The organism is Rhizobium sp. 10PS4 (assembly GCF_032464805.1).
In the GTDB taxonomy this organism is placed as follows: Bacteria; Pseudomonadota; Alphaproteobacteria; order Rhizobiales; family Rhizobiaceae; genus Rhizobium; species Rhizobium laguerreae.
The window spans coordinates 102,605-123,968 of the sequence record NZ_JAWDIW010000003.1 but is presented as its reverse complement, the minus strand read 5'-3'; the positions used below and the strand labels follow the sequence as shown (position 1 = coordinate 123,968).

The following is a 21,364-nucleotide window of genomic DNA, read 5'->3' as shown; positions in this document are numbered from 1 at the left end:
CCCTTCGTCGATTTACCCTGATAAGACTTCTCCTATTCGTTTCATCACCTATGTCCTTGGTTTTTCGGGAGGCAATCGTCGCCATGGTCGAACTTGCGCAATCGCTCGCATCCATCAAGTTGCCGGACCTGTCCGGCAAGGCCGTGCTGATCACCGGCGCCTCGACCGGCATCGGTGCGGCGCTCGCCCGCGCCTTCGCGGCTCAAGGGGCCAAGGTCGGCGTGCACTACAATGCCAGCCGCGAACCGGCGGAAAAACTTGCTGAGGAAATCCGGGCTGCTGGCGGCACCGTGCATCTGATTCAGGGCGACGTGTCGAGGGAAGGCGAGACCGAGCGTGTCGTCGACGAGACGGCAAAGACCTTCGGCCATCTCGACGGCCTCATCAACAATGCTGGCGGCATGCTGGGGCGCAAGCCCACCTCGGAATATACCGACGCGCATTATGCCGCGGTCATGGACCTCAACGCCCGCTCGGTGCTGGCGGCAACACGTGCGGCCCATCCCTGGCTGAAGAAGCAGGGTGGCTTCATCATCAACACCACCTCGATCGCCGCGCGCAATGGCGGCGGCAATGGTGCGATCCTTTATGCGGCGTCCAAGGGCTTCGTCTCGACGATCACCCGCGGTCACGCCAAGGAATTCGTCGCCGACAGGATCCGCGTCAACGCGGTGGCGCCGGGTGTTATCGCCACACCCTTCCACGAGCGTTATACCAATGACGAGCAGATGGAGCTGCAGCGCAAGTCGATCCCGATGGGTTTCGTCGGCACGTCGGAGGACTGCGTCGGCGCCTATCTCTTTCTCGCTTCACCAACCTTATCGGGCTACATCACCGGCCAGATCATTGAGGTCAATGGCGGGCAGCTGATGCCTTAAAGACGCCTTTTGGCGAGCCACATCGGTTGCTTTTCCCCTCAAGGACGGAACTTTCGCACCGCCCTCACGTTTCCCGCTTGGTCTTTTGACATAGCGGGGCACCATGAGCTTTTCATTTTCGGAACTCGACTTCCTCAAGCCGGAGCTGGGGGCGGAGTATACGGGTTCTGGCACCCATTTCGCGGTATTTTCCGCACATGCGGAACAGATGGAGCTCTGCCTCTTCTCGCCTGACGGAAAGAATGAGATCGCCCGCCTGCCCCTGCCGAAACGCGAAGGAGACATCTGGTCGGGCTATATTGCCGGCATCGGACCGGGCACTGTTTATGGTTATCGGGCGCACGGTCCCTACGATCCCAACGCCGGCCATCGCTTCAATCCGAATAAGCTTCTGCTCGATCCCTACGCCAAGCAGGTGACGGGCGAACTGAAATGGCATGATGCGCTGTTCGGTTATCAGATCGGCGAGGACGATCTAACCTTCGATGAGCGCGACAGCGCGCCCTTCACGGTCAAGGGCGTGGTGCAGGACCCGGACTTCGACTGGGCGGGTGAAGAGGCGATCCGCCGCCCCTGGCCCGACACCATCATCTACGAGGCACATGTGCGCGGCCTGACGATGACCCATCCGAAGGTGCCTGACCGGCTGCGCGGCACTTTTCTCGGCATGTGCAGCGATCCGATCATCGACCATCTCGTCAAGCTCGGCATCTCGGCGATCGAGCTGCTGCCGATCCAGTATTTCCTCGATGATCGGTATCTCCTGGAAAACAACCTCAGCAACTATTGGGGCTATCAGACACTCGGTTTCTTCGCACCGCAATCGCGTTACATGTCCGGCGACAAGATCACCGAAATCAAGACCATGGTGAAAAAGTTCCATGCCGCCGGCATCGAAGTCATCATGGACGTGGTCTATAACCACACCGCCGAAGGCAGCGAAAAAGGACCGACGCTGTCCTTCCGCGGGCTCGACAATGCGAGCTATTACATTCTCTCTCCCGACGATCCGCGCCACACCTTTGATACCACGGGGACCGGAAACACGCTGAATGCCGCCAATCCCATGGTGATGCGCATGGTGCTCGACAGCCTGCGCTACTGGGTCGGCGTCATGCATATCGACGGCTTCCGTTTCGACCTTGCCAGCACGCTCGGCCGCCAAGATATGGAATTCGATCGGCAGGGCCTGTTCTTCGGCGCCATTCGCCAGGATCCGATCCTTGCCGGTGTCAAGCTGATCGCCGAGCCCTGGGACGTGGGCGATGGCGGTTATCAGGTTGGCGGCTTTCCACATCCCTTCCGCGAGTGGAACGACAAGTTTCGTGACGACGTGCGTCGCTTTTGGAAGGGCGATGGCGGCATGGTCTCGGAGATCTCGCAACGCATCACCGGCTCGTCGGTACAGTTCAACCACTCGGATCGCGGCGCGACGTCATCGATCAATCTGCTGTCGGCCCATGACGGCTTCACGTTGATGGACACGGTTTCCTTCGACGACAAGCACAATGACGCGAACGGCGAAGAAAACAGGGACGGACATTCGGACAATCATTCGGACAATATGGGTGCCGAAGGAGTGACTGATAACGAAGACATCAATAGGCTTCGGGCGCGGCGGCGCCGTAACATGATGGCGACGCTGATGCTCTCCCAGGGCGTTCCGATGATCCTTGCCGGCGATGAGGTGGGCAACAGCCAGGGCGGCAACAACAACGCCTATTGCCAGGACAACGAGATCGGCTGGACGGATTGGGCGGGGCTCGACGATCCTTTCCTCGATTTCTGCCGGCAGGCCGTCGCCTTCCGCAAGGCCCATCCCGTGTTGCGGCAGGAGCGGTTCCTGACCGGGGAGACAGCCGAGGACGGGCGCATCGAGATCGCCTGGTACAAGCCCGACGGCAGTTTCATGGATGACGGCGCCTGGAATGACGACGGATTGCAGGTGATTAGCGTCTATGTCTCGAGGAGCGTGCATGCTCCGGATACCGAGAAGATGGACGACCTCTTCCTCGTCTTCAATGCAGGTGGCGATTGCGAGCTCCATCTTCCTGTTGTGAATGGGCTGAAAGAGTGGTCGAGGGTTCTCGACACGGGATCGGAGACGGATTCCTTCAAAGTGCACGATGAGGACAATCCGGTGATGGTTTATGCCCAGAGCGTCGCAGTCTTCGCACCGAAGGGGCAGACCGAACCGCCGCAAGGCGCGACAAAGGCCGAGCGTCGTCGCTGGTTCCAGTTCGGCCGCTGGAGCAAGTAGGTCTCAGAAAACATGAATGCCGAAGTCATCACCGAACTTGGTCTCGTCTATGTCAGCGATACCGAACCTGGCATCCGCAGACGAAGGAAGGGCAAGGGCTTCAGCTACGTCATGCCGGACGGCACCACGCTTACTGATGAATCGCAGCGGGCGCGCATCAGGACGCTGGGACTGCCGCCGGCCTATGAGAACGTCTGGATCTGCCTCTACGAAAACGGCCATCTGCAGGCGACAGGCTTCGACGCTCGCGGGCGCAAGCAATATCGCTACCACAAGGAATGGCAATCCTTCCGAAGTGCGGGAAAATTCCATCAGCTGATTGAGTTCGGCCGGGCGCTGCCTCGGATCCGCCGGACCGTGCTGCGCCATCTCGACACCGGTGCGGAGGATGTCAACGGCGTGCTTGCGGCTTTGACGACGCTGCTCGACGAGGCGCACTTGCGCGTCGGCAACCAGGCCTATGTCAGGGAGAACGGCACCTATGGCGCAACGACGCTGCTGAAGCGCCACCTGAAGATCGTCGACGGTCAGATAGAGCTGAAATTTCGCGCCAAGGGTGGTAAGCGCGTCCAGCGCAGCCTCAAGCATCCCAGGCTGCAGAAGATCCTGGAGGAGATAGCCGACCTGCCCGGCCGCCAGCTCTTCGTCTGGAAGGACGAAAGCGGGGCGCTGAAACCAATCGATTCCGGCCGGTTGAACGCCTATCTGGCCGAAATATCGGGCATTCCCATTTCGGCGAAAACCTTCCGCACCTGGGCCGGATCGCTGGCGGCCTTCGGTGTGGCGCGTGAGACGATCCTCCGTGGCGGCCGGCCGACGGTAAAGCAGATGTCGGAGGCCGCGGCCGAGGCGCTGCACAACACACCGGCGATCTCGCGCTCGAGCTACATCCATCCCGCGATCATCGCGCTCGCCGGCAACGATCACCCGCTGATCGAGAGCGGCAATGAGCCGCTGCGGGGCTTGCGGGCCGAGGAAAACAGGCTACTTGATTTCCTCACAAGCGAGATCGAAGAATGAGCCCCAGACATCCGCCGGTATCTGATGTATCGCTGACCCATCCCGACCGGCTCTACTGGCCGGATGAGGGCGTGACCAAACAGGCGCTGGCGGATTACTACGCCGCGATGTGGCCATTCATGGCGCCTTATGTCGTCAACCGGCCCTTAGCACTGCTGCGCCTGCCGGACGGGATAAAAAGCCACCAGCGGTTTTTCCAGAAACACGCGTGGAAAGGCATGAATCCGCATATCGAAGAGATCGCCGACCCGCAGGAGGCGGACGGCGAAAAGCTGCTGCGCATCGCCGATTTCAACGGGCTCGTGGCGCTGGTGCAGTCGGCCGCGCTCGAAATTCATCCCTGGGGCACGACGGCCGACAATTGGGAAACACCCGACATGATCACCATGGACCTCGATCCTGGCGAGGACGTGGCCTGGAGCGCGGTGATTTCGGCAGCGCTTGAATTGAAGACGCGGCTGGAAGCCCGTGGGCTGGCCGCCTTCGTCAAGACCTCAGGCGGCAAGGGGCTGCATGTGGTAACGCCGCTCGCGCCGAAGGCCGGCTGGGCGGAGGTGAAGGATTTCGCCCATTCGCTGGCCGAAAGCATGTCGGCCGACACGCCGGAGAAATATCTGGCAACGGCGACGAAGGCAAAACGCGGTGGACACATTTACATCGACTATCTGCGCAACGGCCGCGGCAACACGGCAGTCGCGGCCTATTCGACGCGGGCACGATCGGGTGCGCCAGTTTCCATGCCACTGGATTGGTCAGAATTGAACGAGGTGAGCGGTCCCGCCGCTTTTACGCTCGGCAACGTGCCGGGGCGATTGGAGACCCAGCCGAGAGACCCGTGGGGAAATTTCTTCGATGCGGCGGTGCCGCTCGAATGAACGGCTCTTAACTCAGCCCGCACTGTCCAGCTCAGGATAATGCCTGAATATTCCTTCCTCGTTGAAGGCCAGGCGGCGGGGGGAGGCGAGATAACGGGCAATGTTTGGACGCTTAGCCACAGCATCATGCAGAGCCTGCAGGGCGGGATATTCCCCCTTGCGGTTTGTCATGGCTCTCGGGAAGGCGTAGCTCAGGCCCTCGATCACCTGGAAGAGCGAGAGGTCGACATAGGTCAGCGCATCGCCGACCAGATGGTTGGGGCCTTTCGGGTTCTGCCGCAGCACACGCTCGAAATAACCGAGGAATTTCGGAACGCGGTCGCGGATGAAGGCAGTGGAGCGGGCTTTCGCTTCCTGCTTCTGATCCTCGTAATAGAGCGACATGTCGATCGGGTGGTGCGTATCGTGCACTTCGGCGACGAAATCGGTGACGGTCAGCTGCAGGCCGTTGACGACATGGCGAAGGCCTTCATCCTTAGGCGCAAGGCCGAGCTTCGGGCCGAGGTAAAACAGGATGTTGGCGACATGCGGGACAATGAGATCGCCGTCCTTCAGGAAGGGCGGCGCAAAGGGAATGTGCGGTTCGCTGTCGCTCCTCATGATGTCGAACATGGCGCCGGTACCGCGCCCGGGCTGGCGGGTGATGTCGATATAGTCGGCGCCGGCTTCTTCCAGCGCCAACCGCACGAATTCGCCGCGGCCTTGAATGCCGTCCCAATAATAAAGTTCGTATGCCATGAGCGCTCAATCCTTCGGTCGACGACCGAAGTCTTTTCGCAGTTCATCCTTGGCCTTTTCAAGGGTGCCGCGCCGCTTTTTCGTCAGCTGGTCGCCGGCGCGGTTGATGTAGAAGGTCAGCATCGACATGGCGGCGCGGAAGGGGCTCGACTTGCGGCGATCGCTCTCCTCGGCGGAGTGCTTGACGGAGCGGGCAATCTTCTTCGGATCGTCCGATTTGAACACGCCTTCCTTCAGGTCCATCGCATCGCTGTGTTCGGTGACGTCCTGCGACCATTTCTTTTTCGATTTGGCCATGGGTTAAACTCCCTATGCGGTTGACGGAAAGCCTCCGCTTGCCGCATCAGTTGTTAATGGTGGCTGTGGTGTTCGTTGCGCTTGCGCGTCGCGGCGGCCTTCTTCGCGGAAGCGGACCGTTCCTCCTTCGAGCGTGCGGCGGATGCCGTGCCGCCGATGCGGCCGCCCTTTTCGGAGGATTCATGCGTATCCTTCTTGCCGCGGCCGGAACCGGATTTGTTGCCGCCGCCGCTTTCCTTGTTGACGGTCGCCCAGGCACGCCGTTCAGCTTCCTTCTCGGAGACGCCGCGATCCTCGTAGCCCTCCTCGATGTGCTCGGCCTTGCGCTTCTGCTTGTCGGTATAGTCGGATTTGTCACCTTTCGGCATCTCGGCCTCCTCTGGTTTGCAAAGGGACCGAACCGATCAGGAGCCCAAAAGTTCCGGCCGCGGTCGTGGCCCGCAAGGCCCGGATTCGGAACAAAAGCCGGTTTTATCAGGTTTCCGATGGGAAGGCCTGCACAGAAGAAGGAGCCGAGAACTTGGAAAAACACATCGTCAAAGCCGATGGAAACGGCGCGATCGACGTGAACGGCCAGGTATCGCCGGTCACCTATACCGTCGGCCTCAAGCAAGGGATAGGACGTTCCTACGAGGTCGACATCCGCCTGATGGCGCCGCGTGACTGGCTGCTGCAGAGGGGCTTCGAGCGGGATGCCGTGCTGGTCAGTCAGAGCGGTGCGCGCATTCCCGTCTATCACGATGGCGGCAGCCATCACGACGATGGCAATCATCACGACGATGGCCGTCTGGGTCCTGCCGACACGATCTCGATCGAACTGACGGCGCGCGACGACAGCTGCACCAGCGAAGTGGATCTGATGCGCAAATATCCCGAGTTCGACGGCGCCGACGCATAAAAGCAGAGGTGGCAGCAGAGAAACAGAGATACTCTAGGCGCCAGGCCGCTGCTGGACGGCGTTCTTGACCGCCTGGTCGAGCGCCGTGCTGCTGAAAGGTTTCGACAGCAGCACTGAACCGGGGAGACGGTTTGCATCCGGATCCGGCAGGCTGCTGTTGCCGGTGGCAAAGACCAGGCCGACCGACGGAAAGGCCTCGCGCGCCTTGGCGGCAAAGACCGGGCCCGACATACCGGGCAGGCCGACATCGGCGACGATGATGTCGACAATGGTGTGTCCGAGGATTTCCACGCCCCTTTCGCCGCTGTCAGCTTCGATCACGTCATAGCCGAGATCCTGCAGAATCTCGGCAGTATCCATGCGGATGAAGGCGTCGTCTTCCACGAGCAGCAGCTTCAGCTTTTCGCGGGCGATCTCGGGGTGTTTGGGAACGGTCACCGCGGCATCGCTCGCCCCTTGGCGGCGTTGTGTCCTGATAGTAAGCACGTGGCGGATCTTGCGGGCGAGTTCCTCGCGCGTATAGGGCTTGGAGAGCAGTTCGAGGCCGGGATCGAGCCGTCCGCCATGGACGATCGAATTTTCGGTATAGCCCGATGTATAGAGCACGGCGATATCAGGCAGACGCTCGCGTGCCATGCGCGCAAGCTCCGGGCTCCTCAATGGCCCGGGCATGACGACATCGGTAAAGAGCAGGTCGATATGGGCGCCGCTTTCGATCACGGTGAGCGCGCTTTGCGCATCCTTGGCCTTCAAAACGTAGTAGCCGAGATCCGACAGCATCTCGACGACGGTGACGCGCACGCCCTCATCGTCCTCGGCGACAAGGATGGTTTCCGTGCCCCCGGCGGCCGGTACGCTGTCGGCGGCCGTGACCCGATCCTCGCTTCGGAACGAGCGGGTCAGGTAGAGCTTGACGGTCGTGCCTTCGCCGATCTCGCTGTAGATCTTCACGTGGCCGCCGGATTGCTTGACGAAGCCGTAGACCATCGACAGGCCGAGACCGGTGCCCTTGCCTTCCGGTTTCGTCGAGAAGAAGGGCTCGAAGGCCTGATCCATCACCTCCTGCGTCATACCGGCGCCGGTATCGGTCACGGCGAGCACCACATATTGGCCAGCGGTGACTTCAGGATGGATGCGGCTGTAGGAATCGTCGAGGAAGGCGTTGCCAACCTCGATCGTCAGCTTGCCGGCGCCATCCATCGCGTCGCGGGAGTTGATCGCAAGGTTGAGCAGTGCGTTCTCGATCTGGATCGGATCGGCGAAGGTGTTCCAGAGTCCGCCGGAGACCATGGTCTCGACTTCGATCTCCTCGCCGAGTGCGCGGCGCAGCATGTCGTCCATGCCGGTGACGAGACGGCCGATGTTGATGACCTTCGGTTCCAGCGGCTGGCGGCGACCGAAGGCGAGCAGCTGGCTTGCCAGCCGCGAGCCGCGTTCGACCGCGGCAAGCGCGTTGGAAATGCGTTCCTTGCCTCGGCCGCCATCTGCCACATCCTTGCCGAGAAGCTGCAGGTTGCCGGAGATCACCTGCAGCAGATTGTTGAAGTCATGGGCGACACCGCCGGTAAGCTTGCCGATCGATTCCATCTTCTGCGACTGCTGAAGTGCTGCTTCAGCCTGCTGGCGTTCGGCAATCTCGGCCGCGACGCGGACCTCGAGCATTTCATTGAGTTTCCGCAGCTGATCTTCCATGTCGCGGCGCTGGTCGATTTCGACTTTGGCGGCACGAAAGAGCCGGATATTGTCGATCGCGACGGCCGATTGGCCGGCGAGGCTGACGAGGCTTGCCTCGGCCGCTTGGGAAAAACGGCCGGGCTGGCCGTGACCGAAGAACAAGCCGCCGATGACGCTGCCGTCGCGTGATTTCACCGGCACGGCAATATAGCTCCTGACCGGAAGATGCCCCTTCGGCATGCCTGCATGCGGCGCATTCTGCCCGTAGCGCGGGTCGAGCAGGATGTCGTCGGAGCGCACGATGCCTTCGCCGTTGAAGGTCGGTGCGAAGACCTCGGTATTGCGCGGCATCGGGAATTTCTCGAAGTTCTTCCGATCGACACCGGCAAGCGCATAGAGCATGTAGCTGCCGCCCTCGCCATCATCGACATTGTAGAAGAAGGCACCGAATTCCGCGCCGGTCAGCGTCACGCCGGCATCGACGACAATCTGGGTGAGGCGTTCGACACTGGGCTCGGCGGTGATCGCCGCACCCGCCTGGTTGACGACTGCAAGCGCTTCCGATTTCGCGCGCAGCTCTTCCAGCGCGCGCTGTTCGCCGCGCTTGGCCGACACCTGATCGGTGACATCGAGGGCCGCGCAGAGGATGCCGGCGACCTTGCCGTCATCGTCGCGCAAAGGCGTGTATGAAAAGGTGAACCAAGTGTCCTCGGTACGGCCGTCGCGGCGCATCGGGATGAGCAGCTCTTTGAAGAGCTGCGAACTGCCTTCGAGCGTGCTGGCGACGATCGGCGAGAACTGTTCCCAGATATCCGCCCAGACCTCGCGGAAGGGTCTTCCGAGGGCATCGGGATGCCGCTCCTGGAAAACAGGCACATAGGCGTCGTTATAGAGAAAAGCGAGGTCCGGACCCCAAGCAACGAATTTGGGCTGGCGGGAATTCAACACCATTTCGGCGATATGCTTGAGAGATGCAGGCCAGCTTTCGACCGGACCGAGACTGACGGCGTGGAAAGCCGGATGCCGTAACAATTCGCCGATTTCGCCGCCGCCTCTCGGCCAGCCGTTCCCGACGCTTCCCATTCAAAATCGCTTTCTCGTCGTCAGCCGCGCCGGGGTGATCTGTCACCTCGGGGTTCAACCCTTCCAAACCGTCAACATAGAGGCTTCCGATGGGAGGGAAAGGGCGCGGTCGAAATATCCTTAGCTGCCGGGTGTTCAACAGTTTTAGCAGTCTGCGGACATCGCCTGCGAGGTGTTATTTTCGGTAGAGTTTCTGCGAGGCGGCAAAGGCGCGGCCGATATAGACGGAGACCAGCTGAACCGGCGCGCGCGGATCGCGAAAAACCAGTCCGACGAGGTTGTCGACGACAAGGATGAACCCGAGCGCGAGACCGAGGTAGAGCAGCGCGGCGATGACGAGGAGCGACATGTCCATCCCTCACACGATCGCGGTCGAGAAGCGACCGCTGGCGGCGAAGAGCGGGATTGAGAGGATTTCGATACGGCCGTCGTTCATGGCAACTTCCCCGGTTTCGCCATAAACAGCCATGGGATGCTCTTGTTCCCGGTTATCCGGGCAGGGCTCAACTTTTTTGGGAAGCCTCAAAGCTTGCAGCGTCATCCGGCCTCTGTTCACCCCCGCATGGAAGCCCCCACCCCTGCAATTCAATATCGCACAACCAATTCAGGCATATGACAAAAAAGGGTCAAGGGCGTCGAGGCGACGCCCTTTTTAATTGAGATGCTCAGTATTCTAGTGTTCAGGACGCGGTCTTGCGGCTCGCGGTGCGCTTCGGCGCCGGCGTGACCACGCCATTCGTCTTGCCGCCTGTCGCAGTGCGCTTGGTCTTGGGCTTGACCTCTTTGCCGTTGGAAGACGCAGCCGAGCCCTCGAGCGCGTCGCGCTCGTGTCGTGCCTGTTCCCAATGGATGGACTCTCGCCCTGTCGGATAACCCTCTTCTTCCCAGAGGGTATATGCACGTTTTTTGATCCACTCTTCCCGAGTTTCTGCCATCGCTGATCTCCAGTCACATGATGCCGTCGTTCGAACGCGATACTGCTTGGATGGTTCCAGAGGAGGGGAGCTCTTTCAAGCGAAATCGCGCCGCAACCGGAAATATTTCGCATCGCAGCATATTAGGGTTGAGAATCGGCCTTCACAGGGACCGAAACTCCACCGCCTTGTGCAGATCTGAGACGAAATCCCGGCGCTGCCGGCGCTGCTCCGCCTCGTCGCGGATGCGCAAGAGATAGGAAGGGTGGATGGTGACCAGGACAGGCGGACGGTTTTCCGGATGCAGGATATGGCCGCGCTCCGGCGTCAGCTTCACCTTCGGACCGAGCAGCGCATAAAGCGCGCTTGCGCCGAGCGTCACGACGAGCTTCGGCTGCAGGATGTTGAGCTCGGCGCCGAGCCACCAGGCGCACCGCCTGATCTCGCCGGCATTCGGTTTTGCATGCAGCCGCCGTTTGCCGCGCGGCGTGAACTTGAAGTGCTTAACGGCATTGGTGACATAGCAGCGCTGGCGGTCGAGACCGGCCTCTTCCAAGCATCGATCGAGCAGCCGACCGGCGGGACCGACAAAAGGCCTGCCGGTCAGATCCTCCTGGTCGCCCGGCTGCTCGCCGACAAGGACGATCTCGGATTTCACAGGGCCTTCGCCGAAGACGACTTGCGTGGCATTCCTGTAAAGATCACAACGAGTGCAGCCTTCGGCCTGATGCCGGAGTTCGGCAATGCTGTCGGCATCCGCGACTTCGAGCGCCAATGCGGGACCGATGTTTGCGGCGATGTTCATGATGGCGATCCTCACCTCCTCGGGATCAATCGATCCGCGCAGGGATTGTTCCCTGCTGAAACGGACGGCGCTGGGCCGGCAAAATGATCACGGTGAAAAATTTCGCGTCATGGGAGAGCGACGGCGCGATTGAACGCAGCCGTTTCGCGGCTATATTCGCCAGCGATGTTCTATCTCCTGTCGACCTACTGGCCGCATATCCTCTTTGTCGTCTCGATCGCCATGGGGGCCGCGGCGGCGATCCATGCCGCCATGACCAAGGAGGAGGTGCGTGCCGCGATCGGCTGGGTCGGCGTCATCATCCTGTCTCCGATCATCGGCGCGGTGCTCTATGCGATTGCCGGCATCAACCGTATCCGCCGCAAGTCGCTAAGCGTCCGCCGTGACGCGCTACTGCTTGCGGCGGAATTCGACGAGTTGGAGACCTTCGACGCCGAGGAGGAGACGGTGATCAGCCAGTTCGGTCGCCGCTTTGCGGCGCTGCAGACACTCGGCGACCGGGTAACGCGCAATCCGCTGACTTCAGGCAATACGATCGACATGCTGGAGACCGGCGACGAGGCCTATGCTGCGATGAAATCAAGCATCGACGAGGCGACGCGCAGCATCCTGCTCGAAACCTATATCTTCGACCGCGATGCGGTCGGCCTTCGCATCGCCGATGCGCTGATTGCTGCGGTCAGGCGTGGTGTGGAGGTCCGGGTGCTGATCGACGCGGTTGGCGCGCGTTATTCGGTGCCGAGCATTCTTGGCCATCTCCGTGAGAGCGGCGTCACCGTCGCCGTCTTCAACGGCAACGTCATCATGGGGCTGCGGCTGCCCTATGCCAATCTGCGCACCCACCGCAAGATCCTGATCGTCGATGGGAAAATCGCGCTGACGGGCGGAATGAACATCAGGGCGGGCTTCAGCGAGGAGGCGACGGGCGAGAGCTTTGCCCACGACACGCATTTCAGCGTCACCGGCCCTGTCGTGGCCGATCTTTTCGACCTCGCCGCCGAGGACTGGCGCTTCTCAACGCAGGAGTTGTTGAACGACGAGCCCTGGCGCATCGAACTGCCAGAGCGCAGCCCCGGCGACCCCATCCTGATGCGCGTCGTCGCCTCCGGCCCGGACCGCAGCGTCGAGACCAACCACAAAATGCTGATGGGCGCCTTTTCCGTGGCGCGCCAATCGATCCGCATCATGTCGCCCTATTTCCTGCCGGACCGTGAACTGATCAGCGCCCTGGTGACGGCGGCGCGGCGCGGCGTCGAAGTCGATATCGTCGTGCCCGCGGTCAACAACCTCGTGCTGGTCGACCGGGCGATGACGGCGCAATTCGACCAAATCCTCAAGAACTACTGCCGCATCTGGCGCTCCACCGGCAGCTTCAGCCATTCGAAGCTGCTGACGATCGACGGCACCTGGGCCTATGTCGGCTCTTCCAATCTCGATCCGCGTTCGCTGAGGCTGAATTTCGAGGTCGACCTCGAAGTGCTGAATGAGGGCTTTGCCGCCGAGATCGACGAGCATATCGAGGAAACCCTGAAATCAGCGACGCCGGTGACGCTCGACGGGCTGCGCGCGCGGCCCTTCGCGGTGCGCCTGCTCGAGAAGGTGCTGTGGCTGGGCTCGCCCTATCTCTGACGAATTTTTTGCATTCTGACATGGCAAGTTCTGCCCGGCTGCCTATACTGCCGAATGAGTAGCCCTTTTGATCAACGGAACAAGTGCGCCGCCCTATGCACGCCAGGAAAGACAGTCTTCCCGCCAGTATTCTCGCCTCGATCAGGAGCAGGAAAAAGCGGCTCGACGCGGCGCATATGGAGGCAAGGCCGCGTAGCGCCGGCACGCTGATCGCCTCCTACAACGTGCACAAGTGCGTCGGCACCGACCGGCGTTTCGATCCGGAGCGCACCAGCCGGGTGATTCACGAAATCGGCGCCGACCTGATTGCGCTGCAGGAGGCCGATACGCGTTTCGGCGAGCGCACCGGCATTCTCGACCTCGGCCGGCTGGAGCGGGAGACGGGCCTCATTCCGGTGCCAATTGCCGGTATGGCGAAGGCGCATGGCTGGCATGGCAATGTCGTGCTCTTCAAGAGAGGGCTGGTGCATGACGTGCATCAGGTCAAACTGCCGGGTCTCGAGCCGCGCGGCGCGCTTGTCGCCGAGATCGAGCTCGAAGAGGGCGGGGTGCTGCGCATCATCGCCGCGCATTTCGGCCTGCTGCGCCATAACAGAGCCCAGCAGGCCCGCACCCTGGTCGAGCTCATCAACGACAGGCACGAGATGCCGACCATCCTGCTCGGCGACCTCAACGAATGGCGGCTCGGCGACCGCTCCTCGCTCAACACCTTCCAATCCGCCTTCGGCGAGCTGCCGCGCGCCGTGCCAAGCTTTCCCGCCGGCCTGCCCATTCTGGCGCTGGATCGCATCATCGCCAACCGCAAAGGCATCATATCCGAAGTGGAAGCGCATGATACGCCGCTCGCCCGCGTCGCGTCCGACCATCTGCCGATCAAGGCGCTTGTGGATCTGAAACCAGCAGCAGTTTGAAGTACGGAGCCGACGCGCGGGCTTAAGCGGCCGAATGTTCCCTTGAGCTTGATAGGGCCTCAGGATCGGAACTGTGGGGTAAAGATCACGCCCATGCCAAGCGCCTTCCGCGCGATCCACCTTCAGCTTCAACGAACACCGAAACGGTCGTTGCGACTCGTCTTTACTGGCCTTTTCGGCATCGAGCCCGCCGCTCGGCTTCTCCTGCGTGTCTACGGCGCCTGGATGCCGGGAACTTCGCTGAGGACGACGAGTTAGCGGCGAGGCCATCGGCTTCCGCCGGTGCAAAGGAGAAGCGTTATGGAAGATCGGGATCGAGAAAACAGAATCCGCGAACGCGCCCATCAGATCTGGGAGCGCGAAGGAGGAGGCGAGGGTAATCAGGAACGTCATTGGGAGCAGGCTACCCGCGAGATTGATGCAGAGAACGCGGCAGCTGGTGAAGGCGACGATGGAAAAACCGGCTCGACGGGGTCGGCGACTGGCCTGCAAGGGGGCGGAACCTCGCCAGGAGGTGGGCCGGCATCCGGCGTCGACAGCATGGCGGAACCAAGGAAGAGTGGAAGAGGCGGGCCCGGTCCGAACTAATCCATCTCAAAGACGCAGACAAACCCGAGAGACCAAGTGGTCGCATGCTGTAAGAGCGTGATCAGGGTTAGCGATGATCGGTTCCGCGGAAATTCGACAAGATCGAACGTCGCGAGCGTGGGAAGCCCCATTGGATCGAGGGACCGAAGCGATGACGACGGAATTGCGGATTCTCGACGCCGTAGTGGTAGGCGCGGGCCCTGGAGGCATGACGGCTGCTATCTATCTGGCGCGGCTGAACCGCAAGATCGCTGTGGTCGACTCTGGCCACAGCCGCGCACTGCTCATCCCTCGCTCACGCAACCATCCAGCCTTCCCTGAAGGCATCGAGGGAACCGAATTATTGCGGCGCATGAGCATGCAGTTGCAGAACTTCGCCGTCGACACTGTGATTGGCACCGTTAGGCGGCTGAGGCGATGTGAAGCTCGTTGCTTTTTGGTTGAATTCACCGGCGGTCGGATCTGGGCGGAAAACATCGTGCTGGCAACGGGTCTTAGGGACATATTCCCACCCATAGATGGAGCCTATGATCTCGTCCGCTCTGGCCACCTCCGCTTCTGCCCGATCTGTGACGGTTATGAAATTGCGGGACGACCGGCAGTGGTGATCGGCGCAACGGAGCGGGCCGCTTCCGAAGCGCGCTTCTTAAAATCATTCACAACCGACATCGCCATTGCGACCCTCGGGAATACCTTGGACGTCACAGCCGAAACGATGGATCGGCTTATCGACGACCGAGTCACCGTACGGTCCGAGCGCTTGGTGCGATGCTTGCGTTCGGAGCACGGAACGGTCGACCTCGTCCTTGAAGCATCGACTGTGCTCGAAAAGGTCGTGCTCTATTCCGCGTTGGGGGTTCGGCCCCACTCGCAGCTCGCTGAGCGACTGGCTGTTGCACTCGATAGGGATCGGCGGATCAAAGTTGGTTCACATCAGGAAACAAACATCCAGGGGATCTACGCGGTTGGCGATGTTGTCACAGGTCTGAACCAACTCGGTGTGTCGATGGCGCAAGGCGAAATCGCGGCCGTCGCCATTCACAATCGGCTGCGCGAACGCAAGAACGACTGATGAGGCGCTAGTTGCCCGAGGCGAAGGGGCAATCTTCGCGCATGAGGAACGGTGATACCACCCGAAGGAGCGCCGAGAAACCAACGCATGCGAGCTCCGAATTGGAATCGATGTGCCTCGCCCCGTCGCGGAGTCGACCCGACGGTGGCCTGCAACAGCCGATTTGGCCTTCGGCGACCCGATACCGTGGAACCTTTGCTGAGCTTGAATGTTAGCGGCATCTGCACGGCAAAGGCCGTATTGCCGCTGGTCTATCCCGAGGCAACCGGCCCAGATGCTGGTGGAAAAGCATAGGAACGGCTGAGGACCCAGCGTTACATGAACCAACGGTGCCCGTCATCAATGGGAGTGCTGTTATCTCTGTCCCTCAGGGTTGGCAGCCGGGCGGCAGTGCGGTGCGGAAGCTTTTGAAGGCTTACAAGGCAGGAGGAGGATCGACAATGGACCAAGGCTCATCCCCGTGGTTGCTTTCGTCCTACGTGGGTGCCGTCATCATCATCGGCCTCATCATCACCGCGGGCTCGATCTCAATGTGGTGGTTGAGCGGGGGCGACGGTGCGGCATCATCTCCAAGCGAAATAGGAGAACCGCGATGATCAAGAAGGATGGCAAGACCGCTGCCGAAGTGCGCGGTCGAATCCAATCAGGAGACAGCGGAGACATCAGATCGGGATTTGACCCTGCAGCCGCGCCACTGGAAACAGATGCTGAGGCCGCAGGTCAGCCGATGAGCCACGAAGAGATCGAGACGGCGCTGCATACCCAGAGCAGGGGAGTGGCCGATCGCCAACGCAACTACGATGTCGCCATGCGTGAACCCGGGAGTGCAGGGACCATGCCCCAGACGACGCGCTCTAACCCTTTACGCATCTTCATCGCCACACTGGCTCTTGTTGCGCTGGCAGTGGCGATCGCCAGCTGGATTTACAGCTGACAAGCTAGACGTTTGATCCCGGATTTTGATGGTGCAATCTTCTCACAGGCTAGGAGGGATTCGCTATGGGACAAATTCTGCATGGGAGCGCCACGACGACAGAGGCGATAGGCAAAGCAAGCCGCGCCAAGCGGAGCTTCTAATAACTAAAGACCGTTCAACCTTGTCGGCATTACTGCGCGACCAGAACGGCTCCCATCAGGATTGCGCAGACGAGTCCAAGGATGTTCAAGCCGAGCGAGACGAACCCGCTGATCTGCTGACGGTGGGGATGGCAATGCTCTGCATTTCCTATGACGGCAATAGCCCCGCCGACCATCCAGCAAGTCAGTGTCAATGTCCCAAAAACAAGTGCCAAGTTCATCGCTTCGTTCAACCGGTCTTTGCGTATGGGGCACCCAACCGATACATCAGCGGTTTGTTCCGGCCGTCGAAACTCCGTCCGGTGGGGTACATCGCTCAGTGCAACCAGCCTACGCCCCGGCAACGAGGAGGTGCCGGATAGATCACTGATCATTCGTTCCGTGCGCAAGGGTATCCGCTGCCTGTCTAAACTTAGAGGTGAAGGTCGAGCAAAGAGTCAGACACAAGCGACTGGGCTATGGAACTAAGCGGCTTGGCCGTTGTTCGGCGATTTCCACATACCTCAAGTATAAAGGGAAATCCTTTGAGCGAATTGCGCCAGGAGTTTGAGCTTCGAAGAGATTTTCTACCGACGGGTCAGGAGGACGAGTGGATTTCACCTCGTCGAACGATATCAACGCTCGGTGGCTCGTCGACACCACAAAGTTCGGATTCGTCGCGGCCGCTGGTCATCGATCTCGATGGCACCTTGGTTCGATCCGACCTGCTGATTGAGACCGCCTTTTCTGAACTCAGGCGCCGCCCCTTTTCCATCGTTGACCTTGTCCTCGCAACGTGCAGGGGAAAGGCATGCCTCAAGCACCGTCTTTCCACACCCGCGGATTTCGATCCGGCTATCCTGCCCTTTGATCCCGAGGTTCTGAACTTGATCCATACGGCGCGGGAAGAGGGACGTCAGGTCTATCTCGCATCCGCGACTCACGAGCGCCTTGTCTCGCGCATTTCCGACCATCTAGGGGTCTTCAACGGCTGGTTTGCAACGGACGAGACGACAAACTGCGCCGCCGAGGTGAAGGCGGAAAAGCTCGTTTCGGCCTTTGGCCATGGCGGTTTCGACTATGCCGGCAACAACGCCGCAGATCTGCCTGTATGGCGCCACGCCGGAAAATCATACGCTATTCGGACGCCGGCCAGGGTAGCGAGGCAACTGTCGCGCCAATGCGACAATGTTGAACATCTTGCGCACGACAAACCGAGCTGGCGGACTTGGGCGCGGTTGCTGCGGGTGCATCAATACGTCAAGAACGGGCTCGTCTTTATCCCGTTGCTGACAAATCAACTCTTCGACGTCCATAGTCTTGCCAATTCCGCTCTGGCTTTGGTCGCCTTCTCGCTTTGCGCGTCGAGCGTCTATGTGCTGAATGACCTGGTCGACCTTCAAGACGATCGCGGTCATCGCAGCAAATGCCGCAGGCCGCTGGGGTGCGGCGATATCCCGCTCTCACACGCGCTCATGGCAATCCCCGTTCTCCTTCTGCTGTCGTTTATGGTCGCCCTGACGATTACACCCGCCTTCATTTTGGTGCTCGCCGGATACTTTGCGTTAACCACCGCCTATTCGTTCTTTCTGAAGCGGAAGATGATCCTCGATGTCGTGACCCTTGCAGCTCTTTACACCACACGCTTGGTAGGAGGGTCGGCGGCGATCTCGGTTTGGCCTTCTCCTTGGCTGCTTGCCTTCATGATGAGTTGGTTCCTCTCGCTTGCGCTCGTCAAGCGATACACGGAGCTCATTTCGCGCCGAGCCGCGAACCTACCCGACTCGAAGAGCCGCGATTACAAGAATGGAGACGTCGGCATGATCGGCGCATTGGCGGCCGGGGCCGGAATGAACGCGCTCACATTGTATGCGCTCTACGCTGCAAGCGACAGCGTGCAGGATCTCTACACCCGGCCGGGAATTTTATGGCTGGCGGGACCAATCCTGGCTTGCTGGATTGCCCGCATCCTGTTGCTCGCCCATAGGGGACTGATGCATGACGATCCGGTCGTATTTGCGATCAAGGACAAGGTGAGCCTTGCGACTCTGGGCGTTGCCAGCGCCTTTGTTGTCGCCGCACTGTGAGGTGAGCGAAATGCGTTCCCATTATGGGGGTGAAGGGATCCCGACCCGCATCGCAGTTCGCTATGTCGTGTTCGCGATCCTCTCGACTTTAGCAAATTTTGCGGTTCAGGCGGCTGTCGTGAAGATCTACCCGTCGCAAAGCCTCGTGCCGTCAATGCTCGCGGGCACTGCCGCCGGGTTCGGGCTTAAGTACTTCCTCGACAAAAGGTGGATCTTCTTTGACCGATACGAGTCGCACGGCGACGAATTGCTCAAGATCGTCCTTTACGGCCTGTTCAGCGTCGTGACGACAATCATATTCTGGGGATTCGAAATTGTCTTCTGGACAGTCTGGAGAACGGATCTAGCGAAGTATGCGGGCGGGGCGATCGGTCTGGCGATCGGCTACATCTCAAAATTCGCGCTCGACCGAAAATTCGTGTTCAAGTTGGAAGGGGCGTGACAGACTGATGGAGGGATGGGGACGTTATCCACGCCATGATAGTGAAGTGCTTGATTGTAGGCTGCCGGAAGCGCTGCCTGGAACGGTGTCATCGCGCGCGGGTCTGATTGCTCGCGGCAACGGCCGCTCGTATGGCGATGCCGCGATCGGTGAGCATCTCACTTTGACCTGCGGTGCATTGAACCGGATGAAAAGCTTCGACGAGGTGAACGCGTCGCTGACCGTCGAAGGTGGCGTCATGCTGTCGGACATTCTCAGGTCGTTCATCCCCCGGGGCTATTTCCCCCCGGTAGTCCCAGGAACGAAGTTCGTCACAGTTGGAGGAATGATCGCATCCGATGTGCACGGGAAGAACCATCATCGCGACGGTGGGTTCGGCGAACACGTTCGCGAAATCAAGCTGGTTATCGCCAGCGGTGAGATCATTACCTGCAGCAGAACCCAGAATTCAGAGCTTTTTTTCGCAACGCTCGGGGGTATGGGCCTGACGGGCATCATCGCTGAAGCGACCTTTACGCTGAGGCCCATCAGTACCGGCTGGATTGTTCAAAAGACGGTCGCGACAGAAAATCTCGGCGATACGCTGAAAGCCTTGAAGCAAACAGACGACGCGACCTATTCCGTCGCCTGGATTGATTGCCTTTCGCGGGGCGCTTCGCTCGGCCGCTCGCTGATCTTTGTCGGCGAGCACGCCAGCCCGAGCGACATCGCTCAAATGCCAAAAGCAGCGCTATTGCCTCCCTTCAAGGCAGCCCGTTTTTCACTGCCGGTCGACCTGCCTGGTTGGGCGCTCAACAGAACGAGTGTTTCCGCATTCAACGATCTTTATTATCGGGCGGGTGCCCGCAAAACAGCCCGTGCCTCGTTGGTCCACTGGGACAGCTACTTCTTCCCGCTTGACGGTCTTCGCGAATGGAATCGCCTCTACGGCAAGGGCGGCTTCCTGCAGCATCAATGCGTGGTGCCTGACGAAAACGCACTTGCGGTTCTGAGCAGTATGCTCGATCGTTTCGCCCTTTCTGGGAGAGCCTCATTCCTGGCCGTGCTGAAAAGGCTGAGGGGTGGCGCAGGCCTTCTGTCATTTCCGGCGCCAGGTTATACCCTCGCACTCGACCTGCCGGTCGCGCCCGACGTGTTCCAGCTTTTAGACGAAATTGACAAGCTGGTTGTCGCGGCGGGAGGGCGGCTCTATCTCGCCAAGGATGCGAGGCAATCCCGTCACACATTCGAAGCCGGTTACCCCCAACTGCAGGCGTTCAAAGAGCTGCGACGAACAACGGGGGCCGACCGTCACTTTAGTTCCCAGCTGGGAAAAAGGCTTGGCATATGAAAGCTATCGGCAAGACACTGCTCCTGATTGGGGCGACGTCGGATATTGGTCGTGCGACTGCCCTGGTCTATGCCGAGGCGGGCTGGGACATTCATTTGGTCGGACGCAGGCGTGAGCTTGTCCAACGTGAAGCCGATGACATCGTCACGCGCACCGGCGCCGTCGTCGCCGCCCATGAACTGGATATTCTTGATACCGGCCGCTTCGAAGAGTTCCTGAGCACCGTGTCGCCATTGCCTGACACGGCCATTTGCGTCGTCGGCGAACTCGGCGAGCAGGCCCGCGCCGAAAGGGAACTCGAACACGCCGCCATGGTTATGCGGACAAACTTCGAAGGACCGGCTTTGATGCTCGGCCTCCTGGCTAGCCGCTTTGCCGCGCGCGGGTCCGGCACCATCGTCGGCATAAGTTCGGTCGCCGGCGACCGCGGGAGAGGATCAAACTATGTGTATGGCGCCGCGAAAGCTGGCCTGACGGCGTTCTTGTCCGGTCTCAGGAACAGACTATCCACAGCCGGGGTACGCGTCCTCACCATTAAACCCGGTTTTGTGCGAACGCGGATGACTGATGGAATGAAGCTTCCACCCATGCTTACGGCCGAGCCTGCAGAGGTCGCTCAAAGGATCTTCGGCGTTGCCGATGGCAGCAAGGGAGGGGACGTCGTCTATGTCCGGCGGATTTGGTATCCGCTCATGGCGATAATCCGAGGCATCCCGGAACCGATCTTCAAGAGGTTGCGGCTGTGATCGAACCCTGGGGAATAGAAGATAGAGATTGCCCTGGCCGCTTCGTCGTCCACATGTTCCA

General features: G+C 60.3%; 23 protein-coding genes. 14 read left to right on the top strand and 9 right to left on the bottom strand.

Going from position 1 to position 21,364, the window contains the following annotated elements:
* Positions 1-83 precede the first annotated feature (83 nt).
* From RWJ89_RS06370 to ligD, 4 genes are all read left to right on the top strand, one after another.
* Entirely contained in the window at positions 84-878 is a 795-nt protein-coding gene (locus tag RWJ89_RS06370) for an SDR family NAD(P)-dependent oxidoreductase (protein WP_026265610.1), read from the top strand.
* 103 nt (positions 879-981) lie between these two features.
* Positions 982-3,138 carry a glycogen debranching protein GlgX gene (glgX, locus tag RWJ89_RS06365; protein WP_316030714.1) on the top strand — a complete coding sequence of 719 codons (2,157 nt, stop codon included), beginning with the start codon at positions 982-984 and terminating at the stop codon, positions 3,136-3,138.
* A 12-nt stretch (positions 3,139-3,150) separates the two neighbouring features.
* Positions 3,151-4,158 carry a DNA topoisomerase IB gene (locus RWJ89_RS06360; RefSeq protein WP_168282115.1) on the top strand — a complete coding sequence of 336 codons (1,008 nt, stop codon included), beginning with the start codon at positions 3,151-3,153 and terminating at the stop codon, positions 4,156-4,158.
* Positions 4,155-5,033: a non-homologous end-joining DNA ligase gene (gene ligD / locus RWJ89_RS06355; RefSeq protein WP_168282117.1), complete on the top strand. Its 879-nt coding sequence runs from the start codon at positions 4,155-4,157 to the stop codon at positions 5,031-5,033. Before RWJ89_RS06360 ends, ligD begins: the two co-directional genes overlap by 4 nt.
* Before the next feature lie 12 nt (positions 5,034-5,045).
* Here the strand turns inward: ligD and RWJ89_RS06350 are convergent, their stop codons facing one another.
* Genes RWJ89_RS06350 through RWJ89_RS06340 form a run of 3 tightly spaced genes read right to left on the bottom strand, consistent with a single transcriptional unit; the run spans position 5,046 to position 6,436 of the window.
* Entirely contained in the window at positions 5,046-5,771 is a 726-nt protein-coding gene (locus RWJ89_RS06350; protein WP_168282119.1) for a glutathione S-transferase, read from the bottom strand.
* Between the two features lie 6 nt (positions 5,772-5,777).
* A complete protein-coding gene (locus tag RWJ89_RS06345; protein WP_017957949.1) occupies positions 5,778-6,068 on the bottom strand; it encodes a DUF3175 domain-containing protein in 291 nt (96 codons plus the stop codon).
* A gap of 53 nt (positions 6,069-6,121) precedes the next feature.
* The gene (locus RWJ89_RS06340; RefSeq protein ID WP_168282121.1) at positions 6,122-6,436 is read right to left on the bottom strand and encodes a plasmid stabilization protein; all 315 of its coding nucleotides are present in this window, start codon (positions 6,434-6,436) and stop codon (positions 6,122-6,124) included.
* 152 nt (positions 6,437-6,588) lie between these two features.
* Here RWJ89_RS06340 and RWJ89_RS06335 point away from each other — a divergent pair, with 152 nt between their 5' ends.
* On the top strand, positions 6,589-6,966 hold the full coding sequence (locus RWJ89_RS06335) for a hypothetical protein (protein WP_168282123.1): 378 nt from the start codon (positions 6,589-6,591) through the stop codon (positions 6,964-6,966).
* Positions 6,967-6,999: 33 nt separating this feature from the next.
* On the opposite strand, the gene RWJ89_RS06330 is transcribed toward RWJ89_RS06335, so the two are convergent.
* The 5 genes from RWJ89_RS06330 to RWJ89_RS06310 form a co-directional block, all read right to left on the bottom strand.
* Entirely contained in the window at positions 7,000-9,723 is a 2,724-nt protein-coding gene (locus RWJ89_RS06330; RefSeq protein WP_131662329.1) for a hybrid sensor histidine kinase/response regulator, read from the bottom strand.
* Between the two features lie 175 nt (positions 9,724-9,898).
* Positions 9,899-10,072: a hypothetical protein gene (locus tag RWJ89_RS06325; RefSeq protein WP_003548963.1), complete on the bottom strand. Its 174-nt coding sequence runs from the start codon at positions 10,070-10,072 to the stop codon at positions 9,899-9,901.
* Positions 10,073-10,081: 9 nt separating this feature from the next.
* On the bottom strand, positions 10,082-10,264 hold the full coding sequence (locus RWJ89_RS06320) for a hypothetical protein (RefSeq protein WP_131640775.1): 183 nt from the start codon (positions 10,262-10,264) through the stop codon (positions 10,082-10,084).
* Between the two features lie 139 nt (positions 10,265-10,403).
* The gene (locus RWJ89_RS06315; protein ID WP_131640776.1) at positions 10,404-10,658 is read right to left on the bottom strand and encodes a DUF2934 domain-containing protein; all 255 of its coding nucleotides are present in this window, start codon (positions 10,656-10,658) and stop codon (positions 10,404-10,406) included.
* Between the two features lie 142 nt (positions 10,659-10,800).
* Positions 10,801-11,442 carry a UdgX family uracil-DNA binding protein gene (locus tag RWJ89_RS06310; RefSeq protein ID WP_222061352.1) on the bottom strand — a complete coding sequence of 214 codons (642 nt, stop codon included), beginning with the start codon at positions 11,440-11,442 and terminating at the stop codon, positions 10,801-10,803.
* 165 nt (positions 11,443-11,607) lie between these two features.
* On the opposite strand from RWJ89_RS06310, the gene RWJ89_RS06305 reads away from it, so the two are divergent.
* The 5 genes from RWJ89_RS06305 (at position 11,608) to RWJ89_RS06285 (ending at position 16,576) form a co-directional block, all read left to right on the top strand.
* Positions 11,608-13,071, top strand: coding sequence for a phospholipase D-like domain-containing protein (locus RWJ89_RS06305; protein WP_222061436.1), 1,464 nt, complete (start codon positions 11,608-11,610; stop codon positions 13,069-13,071).
* A 95-nt stretch (positions 13,072-13,166) separates the two neighbouring features.
* A complete protein-coding gene (locus RWJ89_RS06300; protein ID WP_131640778.1) occupies positions 13,167-13,982 on the top strand; it encodes an endonuclease/exonuclease/phosphatase family protein in 816 nt (271 codons plus the stop codon).
* A 300-nt stretch (positions 13,983-14,282) separates the two neighbouring features.
* On the top strand, positions 14,283-14,570 hold the full coding sequence (locus tag RWJ89_RS06295) for a DUF2934 domain-containing protein (protein WP_131661930.1): 288 nt from the start codon (positions 14,283-14,285) through the stop codon (positions 14,568-14,570).
* 151 nt (positions 14,571-14,721) lie between these two features.
* Positions 14,722-15,642: an NAD(P)/FAD-dependent oxidoreductase gene (locus tag RWJ89_RS06290; protein ID WP_168282133.1), complete on the top strand. Its 921-nt coding sequence runs from the start codon at positions 14,722-14,724 to the stop codon at positions 15,640-15,642.
* Positions 15,643-16,234: 592 nt separating this feature from the next.
* A complete protein-coding gene (locus RWJ89_RS06285; RefSeq protein WP_131661928.1) occupies positions 16,235-16,576 on the top strand; it encodes a hypothetical protein in 342 nt (113 codons plus the stop codon).
* 172 nt (positions 16,577-16,748) lie between these two features.
* Here RWJ89_RS06285 and RWJ89_RS06280 read toward each other — a convergent pair whose 3' ends face one another.
* Complete coding sequence (locus tag RWJ89_RS06280) at positions 16,749-16,952, bottom strand: hypothetical protein (protein ID WP_246622090.1); 204 nt, start codon at positions 16,950-16,952, stop codon at positions 16,749-16,751.
* A 378-nt stretch (positions 16,953-17,330) separates the two neighbouring features.
* On the opposite strand from RWJ89_RS06280, the gene RWJ89_RS06275 reads away from it, so the two are divergent.
* Genes RWJ89_RS06275 through RWJ89_RS06260 form a run of 4 tightly spaced genes read left to right on the top strand, consistent with a single transcriptional unit; the run spans position 17,331 to position 21,303 of the window.
* The gene (locus RWJ89_RS06275) at positions 17,331-18,785 is read left to right on the top strand and encodes a UbiA family prenyltransferase (protein WP_410056106.1); all 1,455 of its coding nucleotides are present in this window, start codon (positions 17,331-17,333) and stop codon (positions 18,783-18,785) included.
* Positions 18,786-18,795: 10 nt separating this feature from the next.
* Complete coding sequence (locus RWJ89_RS06270) at positions 18,796-19,227, top strand: GtrA family protein (RefSeq protein ID WP_025397419.1); 432 nt, start codon at positions 18,796-18,798, stop codon at positions 19,225-19,227.
* 7 nt (positions 19,228-19,234) lie between these two features.
* The gene (locus tag RWJ89_RS06265; protein WP_316030712.1) at positions 19,235-20,557 is read left to right on the top strand and encodes an FAD-binding oxidoreductase; all 1,323 of its coding nucleotides are present in this window, start codon (positions 19,235-19,237) and stop codon (positions 20,555-20,557) included.
* On the top strand, positions 20,554-21,303 hold the full coding sequence (locus tag RWJ89_RS06260; protein WP_077980181.1) for an SDR family oxidoreductase: 750 nt from the start codon (positions 20,554-20,556) through the stop codon (positions 21,301-21,303). The genes RWJ89_RS06265 and RWJ89_RS06260 overlap by 4 nt, the downstream gene beginning before the upstream one ends.
* Positions 21,304-21,364 lie beyond the last annotated feature (61 nt).